The 15289-nt window shown below is 45.9% G+C and carries 9 protein-coding genes; 3 read left to right on the top strand and 6 right to left on the bottom strand.

Annotation, left to right across the window (positions count from 1 at the left end):
• Nucleotides 1–263 precede the first annotated feature (263 nt).
• The 5 genes from QUA83_RS09670 to QUA83_RS09650 form a co-directional block, all read right to left on the bottom strand.
• The gene (locus tag QUA83_RS09670) at nucleotides 264–2330 is read right to left on the bottom strand and encodes a response regulator (protein WP_333292809.1); all 2067 of its coding nucleotides are present in this window, start codon (nucleotides 2328–2330) and stop codon (nucleotides 264–266) included.
• A 7-nt stretch (nucleotides 2331–2337) separates the two neighbouring features.
• A complete protein-coding gene (locus QUA83_RS09665; RefSeq protein WP_333292807.1) occupies nucleotides 2338–3063 on the bottom strand; it encodes a chemotaxis protein CheB in 726 nt (241 codons plus the stop codon).
• Complete coding sequence (locus QUA83_RS09660) at nucleotides 3017–3844, bottom strand: protein-glutamate O-methyltransferase CheR (RefSeq protein ID WP_333292805.1); 828 nt, start codon at nucleotides 3842–3844, stop codon at nucleotides 3017–3019. The genes QUA83_RS09665 and QUA83_RS09660 overlap by 47 nt, the downstream gene beginning before the upstream one ends.
• A gap of 118 nt (nucleotides 3845–3962) precedes the next feature.
• Nucleotides 3963–9779 carry a HAMP domain-containing protein gene (locus QUA83_RS09655; protein ID WP_333292803.1) on the bottom strand — a complete coding sequence of 1939 codons (5817 nt, stop codon included), beginning with the start codon at nucleotides 9777–9779 and terminating at the stop codon, nucleotides 3963–3965.
• Nucleotides 9780–10071: 292 nt separating this feature from the next.
• The gene (locus QUA83_RS09650; RefSeq protein ID WP_333292801.1) at nucleotides 10072–12144 is read right to left on the bottom strand and encodes an FAD-dependent oxidoreductase; all 2073 of its coding nucleotides are present in this window, start codon (nucleotides 12142–12144) and stop codon (nucleotides 10072–10074) included.
• Nucleotides 12145–12304: 160 nt separating this feature from the next.
• Here QUA83_RS09650 and QUA83_RS09645 point away from each other — a divergent pair, with 160 nt between their 5' ends.
• The 3 genes from QUA83_RS09645 to QUA83_RS09635 all read left to right on the top strand — a co-directional run bounded on the left by QUA83_RS09645 (nucleotide 12305) and on the right by QUA83_RS09635 (nucleotide 14538).
• Nucleotides 12305–12817 carry a hypothetical protein gene (locus QUA83_RS09645; protein WP_333292799.1) on the top strand — a complete coding sequence of 171 codons (513 nt, stop codon included), beginning with the start codon at nucleotides 12305–12307 and terminating at the stop codon, nucleotides 12815–12817.
• A 92-nt stretch (nucleotides 12818–12909) separates the two neighbouring features.
• Complete coding sequence (locus tag QUA83_RS09640) at nucleotides 12910–13674, top strand: aldolase/citrate lyase family protein (protein ID WP_333292797.1); 765 nt, start codon at nucleotides 12910–12912, stop codon at nucleotides 13672–13674.
• 195 nt (nucleotides 13675–13869) lie between these two features.
• Nucleotides 13870–14538 (top strand): 2OG-Fe dioxygenase family protein, encoded by a 669-nt coding sequence (locus tag QUA83_RS09635; RefSeq protein WP_333292795.1) that lies wholly within the window; start codon nucleotides 13870–13872, stop codon nucleotides 14536–14538.
• Between the two features lie 123 nt (nucleotides 14539–14661).
• On the opposite strand, the gene QUA83_RS09630 is transcribed toward QUA83_RS09635, so the two are convergent.
• A complete protein-coding gene (locus QUA83_RS09630; protein ID WP_333292794.1) occupies nucleotides 14662–15141 on the bottom strand; it encodes a hypothetical protein in 480 nt (159 codons plus the stop codon).
• Nucleotides 15142–15289 lie beyond the last annotated feature (148 nt).

Here is a 15289-nt window from a genome sequence, read left to right as displayed (position 1 = left end):
GTAATTTTGTACTTTGACGGCAGGTTGAAGCAAAAAAACGGCAAATATCCACTTTTTTGTGAAAAAACGAGTGTCTTGTTCCGAACTGTCGATCGCTTGTCCTTTAAGCTAGCTTAATATTTTTCTCACTAATCGGCACGGGATTGAGGGTCAACAAAGCGGTTTTAACCGCCGAGTCCGTTGGAAATCACCGAATAGCAATATTTTCAATCAGCCTTCAGGGACGGGCTCTCCTGCCCAACCCCTACTCCCCACAAGAAAATTTACTCTTTGTGGAACAGGCATCTTGCCTGTTCTTGAGCATCGTGCAAGATGTGAGTTGGAGCGGGATTTCCGAGCATTCCTGTGAGGTTAGCAATTGCGGCAATTAACTTATTTATGTCAACTGGTTTAGATAAGTGCATCTGGAAACCAGCTTCCAGCGCTTGCTTGCGCTCTTCCTCTCTCGCGTAGGCCGTCAGGGCGATCGCAGGCATCTTTCCACCCCTGAGCACTTCCATTTCTCTCACGCGCGCGATCAACTCATAGCCGTCTGCTTGCGGCATTCCAATGTCGCTCAGCAGCAGATCCGGCCAATAACTCTCCAGTGCAGCTAAAGCCCCGGCCACCGATGCCGCCGATCGCACGATAGCTCCTTCGTCCTCGAGTAAAGCAATCAAAAACTCCCGCGTGTCATCGTCATCATCCACCACCAGCAATTGCAAATTAGTTAGAGTGGGGAGAACCTCTGCCTGGTCATGGAGGTATGACCCATCGTCAGCAGCGATGGCGTTCCTCTGTGCCACAGGTAAAGCAACCGTAAATTTCGCACCCGCGCCCGGATTATTCTCTGCCTGCACCTTACCGCCGTGCTGTTCCACCAAGTGACGGACGATCGCCAATCCCAGGCCCAAACCCCCGTAAGACCTAGTTGTGCTGCTATCAGCTTGGCGGAAGCGATCAAAAACATAAGGCAAAAAATCAGGAGCGATACCAATGCCGCTATCAATTATCTCAATTTGAGCCTCATCTCCAACTGACTTTAACCGCACCTGTACTTTACCCTCTTGCGGACTAAACTTAATCGCATTTGACAGCAAATTCCACACAATTTGCTGCAAGCGATCGAAATCGCCGATAACTTCACCTACATTGGGACTGCACGTTAATTCTAGGACTATTGATTTTTCCTCAGCCAGGGGCTGCAAAGAATCTATTGCCAGGTTGATCGCAGATTCTAACCGAATCGGATGCTTATTTAAATTTAGTTTCCCGCGCAGAATCCGCGAAACATCTAAAATATCTTCGATGAGTTGAGATTGAGATTTAGCATTGCGCTCAATTGTTTCTAGGGCTTTCTCTATAGTGTCTTGGTCAAATGTTTTGGTACGAAGCAGCCTAGACCAGCCGAGAATTGCATTTAAAGGAGTACGGAGCTCGTGAGAGAGAATAGCTAGAAATTCATCCTTCATCTGGTTAGCTCTCTCAGCTTCTTGCCGCGCCACTTGTTCGCGGATTAGTCTGCTGCGTTCTTCCTCTGCTTGCTTGCGGTCTGTGACATCTCTAACCGTGCCCACGTGACCAATCAGTTTTCCCAAATCCGAAAACATTGGGGACGACTGCACATTAATCCAACGCACAGTTTCGCTACCAGCTAATCGAAACTCGTTAGAATATTCGTTGCCTTCTTTAATCCAAGCTAACCAATCTGCTACTACGCGCTCGCGATCTTCTGGATGAACTTCCCGCTGCCAAATCTCTGCTAAACTTTCCTCCAAAGTTAACCCACAAATTGCTTGACAACGGGGATTGATGTAAGTACAGCGGCCTTCAACGTCAGCTACGTAAATTCCCAGCGGCGAACAAGCACACAAAGTGCGAAACCGCTCTTCACTTTTACTTAGTTCACTATTAACAGCAGCTAACTGTGTTGCTTGCTGTTTCACCTCTACTGTTTTTTGGAACAATTCCACAAATACCCCCACCTTCGAGGTCAATATTTCCGGTTCCAAGGGTTTGAACAGGTAATCCACCGCACCCAAAGAATAACCTTTAAACACGTGGGTGTCATTACTGCTGAATGCTGTGATAAAAATAATCGGAGTCGATCGCGATCGATCTCTAGAGCGAATCAATGTTGCTGTCTCAAATCCATCCATTCCCGGCATCTGCACATCAAGCAAAATTACCGCAAAATCTTCATTAAGCAGACATCTCAGAGCCTCCGCGCCCGAATTAGCTTGTACTAGATGATAAGAGGGGCTGTTGAGGATAGCTTCTAGAGCTACCAAGTTTTCTGGGCGATCGTCAACTAAAAGGACATTTACTCGATGGGGGGACTGCTGATTCATAATTTTTTTAATCTTTAATTCTTAGCAAATTGACTAAACAGGGAGCGATTTTAGAGAGGGGTAAAATCCAGTCTACTTCAACATTTGCGATCGCCGACGCTGGCATGGTCGGGCATAGAGCAGAAGCCGGTTCCTCCACGAATGTCAATCCTCCCTCAGCTTTAATTTTTGCCAGCCCTTTACTACCATCCGAATTAGCTCCCGTTAAAATTATGCCGATAACTTTCTCCCCAAAGGCATCCGCAGCAGACTCAAACAGCACATCGATTGAGGGCCGCGCGTAGCAGACAGGAGCCTCAGTTGATAGTGCAAATGTAGGAGTTCCGCGATTGGGGATTGGGGATTTTGAATTATGGATTGACTCCACTGCCACCTTCCCCCATTCTGTCAAGTCGTTGTCATACAGGCTAAACTCCTCCTCCGAGGGCGATTCTATTAGCAAATGATAGTCCGCAGGAGCCAAGTAAACCCGTCCAGGTGCGATCGGCTCTTTGTCTTGGGCCTCTGTGATTGGGAGAGAACTTTGCTGTTGTAAAAAATCAGTAAGCCTATTCTGAGAACTCTTATGGCGGTGTTGGACAATAACTACAGGCAAAGGAAAGCTTTTTGGCAAATCGGCCAGCAGAACAGTCAGAGCCTCTAGCCCTCCCAAAGACGTGCCCACAACCACTATTTCAAAATTTTTTTTATTTAATTCTCCGGTAGATTTTATCACTACTTTCAAGTGCTTCATAGTATTTTTCATAAGGTGTAAAAATCAGAGACTCCTGATGTCCCAGGCCTAAAACTCCAAACATTACCAGGCTCTCATAAAAAAGCTTGTGTACCCGCTCTTGGAGGTGTGAATTGAAATAAATCAGCACATTACGGCATAAAATAACATTAAATTCATTAAAAGAATTATCCGTTGCTAGGTTGTGGTGAGCAAAGACAATATTATCTTTAAGTGAAGACCGAAAAATCGCATTTTCATAGGCAGCCGTGTAATACTCAGAAAACGCTCTCTTGCCCCCAGCTTGGTGGTAGAGTTGCGTATATTCTTGCATTTGTTTCAGCGGGAATATCCCAGTTTTTGCGGTTTTCAAAACTAATTCATTCATGTCCGTAGCGTAAATCCGACAACGGTCATAAAGTCCTTCTTCTTGCAGCAAGATTGCCATAGAATAGACTTCTTCTCCCGTTGAACATCCAGCGTGCCAAATCCGAATAAAAGGATAAGTACGCAGCAGCGGTACCACTTTATTTCGGAAACTAATGTAAAAGCTAGGATCGCGAAACATCGCCGTTACATTGACAGAAATGTCCAGCAGTAAACGGTCTAGGTAAGCAGGATTGTGAAGTACCTTTTCCTGAAGTGCAGACACAGTGGTGAGCCGTTCCGAGCGAATAGTGTTCCAAATACGGCGCTTGAGAGAGGCAAGAGCATAATTGCGAAAATCAAATCCGTAATAGCGAAACATTCCCTCTAGTAGGAGTTGAATTTCGATTGTTTCAAGTTCATGGCTTTCGGGCATTTTTAATTAGTTATTGGGAATTGGGCATTGTTGACTGTTGACTGTTGACTGTTGACTGTTGACTGTTGACTGTTGACTGCTGACTGCTGACTAATGACTAATGACTAATGACTAATGACTATCGATAAAGCCAGACACGCAGCAGCGAGAGCAACTGTTCCGTATCAACAGGTTTGGTAATGTAGTCAGACGCACCAGCTTCGATACATTTTTCCCGATCGCCCTTCATAGCTTTCGCAGTAAGAGCAATCATTGGCAAGGAAGCAAATTGAGGTATATTACGAATTGCTTGCATTGTTTCGTAACCGTCCATCTCTGGCATCATCACGTCCATCAACACAATATTTATCTCAGGCGTACTTTGCAATTTAGCAATGCCCTCTCTGCCATTCTCAGCATACACAACTTCCATTTTATGGCGCTCCAGCATACTTGTGAGGGCGAAAATATTCCGCATATCGTCGTCAACAATCAAGACTTTTTTGCCCGCCAGCGTCGAATCTGTTTGATACAATTGCTCTAGCATTTGGCGCTTTGGTTCCGGCAAATTTGCTTGAACTCGGTGCAAAAACAAAGCTGTTTCATCTAACAAACGTTCCGGCGATCGCACATCTTTAATAATGATTGTTTCCGCCATGCGCTTCAGTTGAGTTTCTTCAGTTCTTGTCAACTCTTTGCCCGTATAAATAATCAGCGGCAGACTTTTTAAAGCTGGATCTTGCTTGATCTGCTCAATCAGTTCAAAACCAGTCATATCTGGCAGTCCCAAATCGAGTACAACGCAGTCAAAAGGCCCCGATTTCAAAGTTTCTAGCGCTTCTGCACCACTCCCCACAGCCGTGGTAGAAACATCGTGATTGCCGATTAAATCCACAATGCTCAGACGCTGTGTTTCGTCGTCTTCTACAACTAGCAAATTCTTCACTGGCCGCTCCACAAACCCCTTAATATCCGTCAAAGCTTTGCTCAAAGCTTCGCGACTGACAGGCTTTTGTAAGTACGCGATCGCCCCTAACTGCAAACTGCGCTGCCGCCCTTCTTCAACTGATACAATGTGAACCGGAATGTGGCGCGTACTTGGATCGTGCTTCAAGCGATCGAGCACTGTCCAGCCATCCATCACAGGCAAATTTAGATCCAGCATAATCGCCGTTGGCTTGAACTCTCGCGCCATCGCCAAACCGATATCGCTTCGCAAAGCCACCAAACCTTTAAAACCCTGTTCCTGCGCCATATCCAAGAGAATGCGAGCGAAGTTTACATCATCCTCGACAATCAACAGCACGCGATCGTCGATCTCGACATTTTCCCGATCGTCAGCGATAATCGGTGATGGATAAGGAGCGATCGGCAAGTTGAAATTCGCCGAAGGAACAGCAGAAGAAATAGCAGCCGGCAATTGAGCCATTTGCTTGCCCGTTCCCGATTCCTGATCATTCATTATTCGCGATTCTTGGTAAGTTTGGGGCAGATAAAGCGTGAACCTACTACCCTCACCAGGACGACTTGTCAATTTAATTTCTCCGCCTAACAAATTAGCGATTTCTCTACTAATTGACAAACCCAAACCCGTGCCCCCGTATTTGCGGCTAGTGCTACCATCAGCTTGTTGGAAAGCCTCAAAAATAACCCTGTGTTTTTCAGCAGAAATCCCAATCCCCGTATCGCTAACTGAGAAAGCCAAAACATTAGGGGAACTCGTTAAACTTTCTATCTCTAAACTCCACCCTTCCCGCGCTACTTCCACACGCAATTTCACCTCACCTCGCTCTGTAAACTTAAACGCATTAGAGAGAAGATTCTTCAAAACTTGTTGCAGGCGTTTAGCATCTGTATAGAGACCTTTTGGCAACCCACCATCAAGCTCAATTTTAAAACTCAACTTCTTATCCTGGGCGATTTGGCGGAAAGTTCGATCCAAATGATCTCGCAAGTCCGCAAACAACACTTGATCAATTTCCACCGACATCGTGCCTGATTCAATCTTAGCAAGATCCAAAATGTCATTAATCAGCCCCAGCAAATCATTTCCCGCCGAGTAAATTGTGCGCGTGTATTCAACTTGCTTCTGAGTCAAATTGCCTTCAGTATTGTCAGAAAGCAAGCGAGCCAGAATCAACAGCGAATTCAGCGGAGTTCGCAACTCGTGAGACATATTTGCCAGAAACTCCGACTTATACTTAGAAGTTAGAGCCAACTGTTCGGCTCTTTCTTCCAACAACCCCCTCGCCTGTTCGATATCTCGGTTTTTCCGCTCAACTTCCTTATTTTGCAGCGCTAGCAACTCAGCTTGTTCTTCTAGTTCTTCATTGGTTTGTTGCAACTCTTCCTGCTGCTTCTTCAGCAGTTCCTCATTCGTCTTCTGCACCTGCGCTTGCTGTTCTAACCGCTGGTTAGTGTCCCTTAGTTCCTTTTGCTGAGTTTGCAACTCTTCAGCCAAAGATTGCGCCTGTTTCAGCAATTCTTCCGTCCGCATACTCGCCGCAATTGTATTTAAAACAATGGCGATGCTTTCCGTGAGTTGGTCTAGGAAGGTCAAGTGAATTTCGCTGAATCGGCGGAACGAAGCTAACTCGATTACTGCCGTCACTTCTCCCTCAAATAGTACAGGTAAAACCACGACATTCAGCGGCGTAGCTTCTCCCAGACCCGAACTAATTTTAACGTAGTTGTCCGGCACTTCTGTCAACAGTATTCGTTCCTTTTCCAGGGCGCACTGTCCTACCAAACCTTCGCCTAAATGGAATCTGTTTCCTAACTGTTTGCGTTCGCGGTATGCGTAGGTACTTAACAGTTTGAGAAACGGATCGTGTTCCACAGCTTCCATCATAAAGAAGACGCCATGCTGAGCTGAAACCAGGGGCGTCAATTCTGAAAGAATTAGTTTAGAAACTGTTTCTAAATCCCGCTGACCTTGTAGCATTCGAGTGAACTTAGCGAGGTTTGTTTTCAGCCAATCTTGCTCTGTATTTTTCTGCGTTGTCTCCCGGAGATTGGCAATCATCTGGTTGATGTTGTCCTTGACGATCGCCACTTCTCCTTCAGCAGCGACGGAAATTGACCTCGTTAAATCGCCTCGCGTAACAGCAATTGCCACTTCGGCGATCGCACGCACCTGAGTAGTCAAATTCGCCGCCAATTCATTCACATTATCCGTCAAATCTCGCCACGTCCCCGCCGCGCCCGGAACCTTCGCCTGACCGCCTAATTTCCCTTCAATTCCCACCTCGCGCGCCACCGTACTAACTTGATCGGCAAACGTCGCCAGCGTATCAATCATCTCATTAATCGTATCTGCCAGAGTCGCAATTTCTCCCTTAGCTTCCAGCATTAATTTCCGCTTCAAATCGCCATTCGCCACCGCCGTCACAACCTTAGCAATACCCCGCACTTGCGCTGTCAAATTTCCCGCCATCGAGTTTACATTGTCGGTTAAATCTTTCCAAGTTCCCGCAACTCCTTTCACCTCAGCTTGACCGCCCAATTTACCCTCAGTTCCCACCTCCCGCGCCACCCGCGTTACCTCAGAAGCGAAGGAATTAAGCTGGTCCACCATCACGTTAATAGTGTCTTTCAGTTCAAGAATTTCGCCTTTGACATCAACGGTAATTTTCTTAGACAAATCGCCATTTGCTACCGCTTTCGTCACTTCCGCAATATTCCGCACCTGCGCCGTCAAATTCCCAGCCATCAAGTTAACATTATCCGTTAAATCTTTCCAAGTTCCCCCTACACCCCGCACGTAAGCTTGCACACCTAATTTACCTTCCGTTCCTACTTCCCTCGCCACCCTGGTTACTTCAGATGCGAAGGAACTCAACTGATCCACCATGATGTTAATCGTGTTTTTCAGTTCGAGAATTTCCCCTTTCACATCTACTGTAATTTTCTTCGATAAATCGCCATTTGCCACAGCAGTTGTCACTTCCGCAATGTTACGTACTTGGGCGGTAAGATTCCCCGCCATCGAGTTAACTGAATCCGTTAAATCTTTCCAGGTTCCTGCAACTCCCCGTACTTCAGCTTGCACGCCTAATTTCCCTTCGGTTCCTACTTCCCTCGCCACCCGCGTTACTTCAGATGCGAAGGAATTTAATTGGTCAACCATCGTGTTGACGGTGTTTTTGAGTTCAAGAATTTCGCCTTTAACATCGACGGTAATTTTCTTGGATAAATCGCCATTTGCCACAGCAGTCGTAACAGCAGCAATATTCCGTACTTGCTCTGTCAAACTACCCGCCATAAAATTAACTGAATCCGTTAAATCCTTCCAAGTTCCTGCTACGCCTCGGACATCGGCTTGACCGCCGAGTTTACCTTCGGAACCCACTTCTCTCGCTACCCGCGTGACTTCAGATGCGAAGGAGTTAAGCTGATCCACCATCACGTTAATGGTGTTTTTCAGTTCTAAAATTTCGCCTTTAACCTGTACTGTAATTTTTTTAGATAAGTCACCGTTAGCAACAGCCGTCGTCACTTCAGCAATGTTGCGAACTTGGGCTGTTAAATTGCCTGCCATTGAGTTAACTGAATCCGTTAAATCTTTCCAAGTTCCTGCTACTTCCTGCACTTCAGCTTGTACGCCTAATTTTCCTTCGGTTCCCACTTCCCTAGCCACCCTAGTTACTTCAGAGGCGAAGGAATTTAACTGATCCACCATCGTGTTGACGGTGTTTTTGAGTTCGAGAATTTCCCCTTTAACATCTACAGTAATTTTCTTGGATAAATCGCCCTTTGCCACAGCGGTTGTCACTTCAGCGATGTTCCGCACTTGTGCTGTCAAACTGCCTGCCATGAAGTTAACGCTATCAGTTAAATCCTTCCAAGTTCCCGCAACTCCTTTAACTTCTGCTTGACCCCCAAGTTTGCCTTCGGAACCTACTTCTCTCGCCACCCGTGTTACTTCAGATGCGAAGGAGTTTAACTGATCCACCATGATGTTAATAGTGTTTTTTAACTCCAGAATTTCACCTTTAACATCTACAGTAATTTTTTTAGATAAGTCGCCATTTGCCACAGCGGTTGTCACTTCCGCAATGTTCCGTACTTGTGCGGTAAGATTACCCGCCATCGAGTTAACTGAATCCGTTAAATCTTTCCAGGTTCCTGCAACTCCCCTAACTTCAGCTTGTACGCCTAATTGACCTTCCGTTCCCACTTCTCTCGCCACCCGTGTTACTTCAGATGCGAAGGAACTCAACTGATCCACCATGATGTTAATCGTGTTTTTCAGTTCGAGAATTTCCCCTTTCACATCTACTGTAATTTTCTTCGATAAATCGCCATTTGCCACAGCAGTTGTCACTTCCGCAATGTTACGTACTTGGGCGGTAAGATTCCCCGCCATCGAGTTAACTGAATCCGTTAAATCTTTCCAGGTTCCTGCAACTCCCCGTACTTCAGCTTGCACGCCTAATTTCCCTTCTGTTCCCACTTCCCTAGCCACCCGCGTTACTTCCGAGGCAAAGGAACTCAACTGGTCTACCATTGTGTTAACAATTTGCGCTGTTTGGAGGAATTCTCCTTTGAGAGCTCTGTCCTCTATTTCTAAGGCGATGGTTTGCGATAAATCTCCTTTTGCTACGGCCCGAATTACTCTGGCGGTTTCAGAGGTTGGTTGCACTAAATCTGTAATTAGGGTATTGACAGAGTTTACGCTAGCTGCCCATGACCCCTCGGCGCTGCCGATGGTGGCCCGCTGGGCGATTTTGCCTTCTTTACCGACAACTGTGCCGATCCGATCGAGTTCGGCTGCCATTCTCTCATTGAGCTCGATAATTTCGTTAAGTTCGTCAGCAATTTTCCCCGCTAGACCGGTCTGATCTATGGGCATCCGAACTGAAAAGTCCCCTTTTTTGACAGCTACTAAGGTTCTGAGTAACTGTTTGGCATAAGCATTATTGGAATTGGGGCTGGTTATCTGTGCAGTTGACATGACCGTTACCTTTGGGGAGTTTGAAGGGGAAGGGGGGAATATTTGGGAGATTATTGATATTATCTGACTAAAGCAGTGTCTGATTGCTTCTATCGAAAGATAGATGACAAATTGCTGTTTATCAGCTATTTATCTATTGGTTATTTTATACTGGTTAGCAAACTCTTCTTAGTAACGAGTTAATTGTGGGGTGTCAGGAACAGGCCCCAAAGCCTGTTCCACCCTGTTCCACAAACAGTGAATTTTATTGTAGGGCGGGCAGGATGCCCACCCTACAGATTACCAACTGCGATTATTTCCAATTTTGCCACGAACTATTGAAAATAGAAGTACCCGGAAAGGCGATGGGATTGGCATTTTGTTGCAACCGCAACTGCAAAACTTCCAAGTTTGGCTCACGGGATGGCAATTCGTCCACTAATTCAGAAGGGAGAATCCCTTTTTCTAGGGAAAAAGCAGCCGTAACTCCCGCCGCCACACCGGCAGACCATTCAAAAGAATGCACTCGATAAGCAGCGGCTGCTGTGTGGCTAACAGCAATACTTTTACCTGCCACTAACATATTGTCAATTTTCTGAGGAATCATTGCCCGCAGCGGAATTTGGAAGGGATAAGCTTGCCCTTGACCTTTGCGAGTGCCTTCCCGTTCGGTATTTCCTGGTGCTTCCGGGGGACTGTTAGTCATGCAGGGGTGAAAGTCGATCGCATAATGACCAATACCCACAGAATCAGGATAAATCGTAGCGCGCGATCGCGATTTTGTATCCTCAACAGATTGACTTCCCACAGCCAAAGCCGGCGCATTCAAACCACCCACAGCCAACCACAAATTGCGATACTCTTCCTCCGACAAATTCTCGCGATAAAAATCAGCCGTAAAGTCAGTGCGAGACATATCAACTTCCCACACCGTAAAACCTTGAGGCTGATTGAAACTTGGCCGCCCAATAATACGCCGGCCCTCCCGCATATAAGGATATTTAGAAAGTCCGTGCACCGTCCCCATCGGCGAATCCAACCCGCTCAAAAAACGATTGTTTGGATGAGGCTTTTTCACTCCATCTCCTAGCTGCGAGTCAGTAGTTCCTGTTACCAGCCAGTAGAAAAATCCTTTGGCATTTTCCTCTCCTTTTCGCAAAGTTTCCGTTCGCAAACCGCCCATCCATCCCCCCGGTTGCAGTTGACCTGCTGCTTCCAACTGCGCGCGAGAATAAATTAAATTATCCTGGGCAGAACCGGGACGATAGTCATTGCCCCAAGTCCAGTTTTGCATCGAAATATCCCCCGGATAAATCGGGAATTGCTTCGGATCGGAAGGTCGCTTTTGATCCGGTCTCATACTCCTGATTTGGCGGTAAGTGAAAACTAAGGGAAAGCTCGCCAATCTCTGCAATTCGTAGCTGTAGTAAGGAGCATATTGTTGATAAAAAGACGGCACTTGATGCTGCTGCGGTTCCTTCGTTGCCTGCATCGCAAAGGTGTAGGTAAAACCTTGAGTGCAGTAAGCGTCGCCGGTGGGGCTGGCGGAGGAAGGTTCCAGAGGGGAACGCGGGTCAATTCCGAGGCGGTAGGGAACATCGGCAAGTCCGATCAATTCTCCTGTTTCAGTGGCATCTACAACGTACCAATCAGCAGGTCTAGGTTTTGAATTTGACTGGTTAGGTGGTTTGGGAATAAACCGAATAATAGTTTTGTTAAAGCGCGGAGAATTTTCGTAGCGATAGGCATCTTCGATAGTCTGAGAAAGAGTTTCGGTGTTGATTGGCGGGGTGTTGGGGGCCGGTTTGTGTTGAATGGCGATCGCACTTTTAATTTGTTGGCCCCCAACCGCATTCCCCGCCACAGCAGGAGTAATTGCTAGTTCTTTAATAACTGTATTGGGAAACCATTTCAGCGTGCCTTTGCCTTTTCTAGCGGCATCCTGCAAGATGTTAAATAGAATTTTGTGACCGTCGTAGGGCATGAAACACGAATAGCTAACCCAACAGCCTCCGGGATTTAGCCGGCCGTAATGTTGCTCGATCCGCCGCCGCAATTCTAGGTAGCCACGGGGGTAAAATAAGATCGATCGCTGAGTCTCTCTTTCATCGAGTGCGGAAGTTCCCTGGGAGGAAATTTGACCGCCTACCCAGTCAGTAATTTCTGTGAGGCAAACTGTGCGCCCCGCCAGCAAACCTTCGTAAGCGGTAGCAGCGCCTGCGAGCCCGCCGCCTGCTACTAGAATGTCGCAAGTTTCTGCATTGTCTGGATTACGGGGAGGTGCGGCAAATACTGGCGAAATGCTCCCCATCGCGGAAATTATGCCGAGGGTGAGGCTAAGGATCGATCGACCTTTGAGCAAAAATAGATACTGTCGAAGTTTCATCGGAGATTGTGGAATTAATTTTGACATTAGCGAAAAACACTCATCCCATCTAAATCTTTATTTTGCAGTATACTGGTATTTCGCGGTGTTGTCAGGGAAAACTTTTTTAGAGAAGAGGCATTAATACCAGCAACAACTATTGAACAGCCGGATCTACCTTATGCTCAAAATTGTCAATTTTTTTAGGTCATTAATTCCTTTTGAGACTTTAACAATTACCACCAGTTTAACTTATTCCGAAGTTTTACGCAGGTTGGACGAAGTTGTTACTCCTCCCAAAGTTGTTAGAATAATTATACCCTTTGGTCCGCCCCCTGCGAAACCCTATGAAGGAACGATTTATGGCAAAACCTTCAAAATTAATCGCATCATCATCGGGAGACATTTATTGTTCCCAATTATACAAGGGGATATACATAGTCAACAGTTCGGTTGTTCCATCAAAATTAGGATGAGTTTACATACAACAGTTATAGGATTTCTGATTCTGTGGCTGTGGACAACTGGCAGTATTGGAATGTTTTCTTTATTTGCTTGGTTAGTCGAACCATCCGTGGGAGCCATATTTTTACCAATTTTAGGAATGTTTATTTTTGGCTGGCTTTTGTGCTTGATTCCATTTAAGATAGAAGCAAAAGCAGCTATAAAATTTTTGTCTATTCTCTTAACATAAAGTAATTAATTACGGCCATATTTGAGCTGTATTATTAAAAACAATCAGGCTTCATCTGCGGTAAAAAAAAACTAAACTTTCCTGGATTACCCATGCGTCAAAACAAACTCAAACAAAAAATTAAACAAGGCGAAACAGTCCTCGGTTTATTTATGAACTGCGCTTATCCCGCATTCATGGAAATCTGCGGTCACGCTGGATTTGATTTTGCGGTTATCGATATGGAACACGGCCCCCTGAACCCGCTTGCTGCTGAAGATTTGTGTCGCGCCGCCGACTGTACCGGAATTGCACCGATTGTTCGTGTCCGCAAAAACGACGGGCCGCAAATTCAACGGGCTCTCGACATCGGCAGTGCAGGGGTTCAAGTACCTCAAATAGAAAGCAAAATCGATGCCGAAACCGCTGTCAAAAGCGCTAAATACAGTCCTCTGGGTACGCGAGGCCTTTCCTTTGCTACGCGGGCGGGACTTTACACCGCCGCAGGTACAAATATCACCGATCGACTCAACGAAGAATCCTTAGTTGTGATTCATGTCGAAGGCAAAGGCGGCATCGACAACCTGGCAGAAATTGTTACTGTGCCAGAGGTGGACGTGATTTTTCTGGGGCCTTACGATCTGTCACAGTCGATCGGCATTCCCGGCCAAGTCCGCGATCCCCGCGTCATCGACATGATGCAGGAGGCAGTGCAAACCATCCGCAAAGCAGGCAAAGCCGCCGGTACTTTTGCCGAAAACCCCGAAATCGCCCAGCAGTGGATTGATGCTGGCGTTCAGTACGTCGCACTTGGGGTCGATGTTGCCGTTTTCCTGCGCGCCTGTCAGTCGCTGGTGAAAGCAGTCAATCGATTTTAGATTTTAGATTTTAGATTTTAGATTTTGGATTAAAAGAAGAACCAGCCCCCGGATTCATCTTGCAAGCTTTACTATATCTTTGCAATTTTTGTAGTGTCTTTTACGACACATACAAAAATCCTGCGCTAGAGTAGAAGCATACACCTCCTCAAGGCAAAATTAGGGAGGGGAGCAAGGCTTAAGGGAGTAAAATCTATGAAAACCGTATTAGAATCCATTCATTTGGATTATGCCTTCATGTTTACTTTCAAAAAAGTAAACTCGATTAAGCTAGAAGGTTTCAAGGAATTTTTTGACGATATGCCTGTCGATCCGTATGTGAAAGGTAAGTATCGTTCGAGAAGATTATCGCGGTTTACAGTCAACGGAAATGAGTTAGTTAAGTTACCTCACGGCTATTTCTTGCAAAGCAAAACATACAATCCGCTAGCGGGTGATCTCAGGCGGGAATTTGCCGAATTGGACGATCGGCTAATCGCCCTCGATAATTTCAAACAGATGATTTTTGCTTTTTTCGATTCCTGCAAAATTCACCCCGAAGCTGAAATCGGCATCCATCAAATCAGGACGACTTGTTCGCCAAACAATTTCGGCAACCCCGCACCGGAAGGCATTCACCAAGACGGTACTGACTTTATCGGGATTTTCTCGGTGGACAGAACTAATATTGTAGGCGGGGAAACGCATTTGTACTTGGCTAAAAGAGAGAAGCCTGTTTTTAATAAAATTCTGCATCCCGGAGAATTACTGTTAGTTAACGACCACGAGTTTTTCCACTTTACTACGCCGATTAAACCGGAATCTGAAGGAGTGGGAACCAGGGATGTCTTTGTGCTGACTTCTCCGAGTTTGCTTTGCGATTGAGGATACATTCCTGGACGCATAACCTAATGATGTAAGGTGCGTACCCCGCACCTTACTCCGATTACCCATTACTGCATCCCACAGATCGCCTTTTGGTTGCGCCCCCACCCATGTCGATCGTGGTTAATGCTTGGGAAAATCGATTCCTGAAATTGATATTCCTTCCATCTTCTCCACATATCGTCCTTGAGCCGCTACACACTCGGCCATTTTTTGAGCTTGTATGGGTTGACTCCTTGGATCTGGCGAGGTACCTCTATACTCCCATGTACCGCGAATGTCGCCAGAGAATCCTTTTCCATTGTTTTTTAATACTAGCTCTGTGCCAGTTGCATCAATATAGTATTTCCCATTTTCCACAGACACGCTGCTAATTGTGATAGATTCGACTCCCTTGTAGGGATTTGCAGGGCCATCAACAATCTTGATGCAGATTCTATTGTTTTGATGTGCAATCTCTCTACGGGAGTTATTGAACATTGTTCCTTGAGCGTAGTAAGCTCCTGTGGGTAGAATTGTAGAGCCTTGTTGATTACTTTGAGCAGATGACAATGATGAGATTGACAGAAGGATAGAACTAACAATTAGTGTTTCGATCGCCATAAATTTCATTTGCAACAAAACTCCCTTAAAATTGTTTTTTCAGATTCTACACGATCGCAGATGATATATAACTGGACTTCCCCCTGCAAATATACTTACATAGGCTCAAAAGCCTATCATTGCAAAAGTTTCAATTGTTGAGTAAAAT

It is taken from the genome of Microcoleus sp. K1-B1, assembly GCF_036704705.1.
Lineage (GTDB): Bacteria > Cyanobacteriota > Cyanobacteriia > Cyanobacteriales > Microcoleaceae > Microcoleus.
The sequence above is the reverse complement of the archived record's forward strand: the minus strand, read 5'-3'. Positions and strand labels throughout refer to the sequence as shown.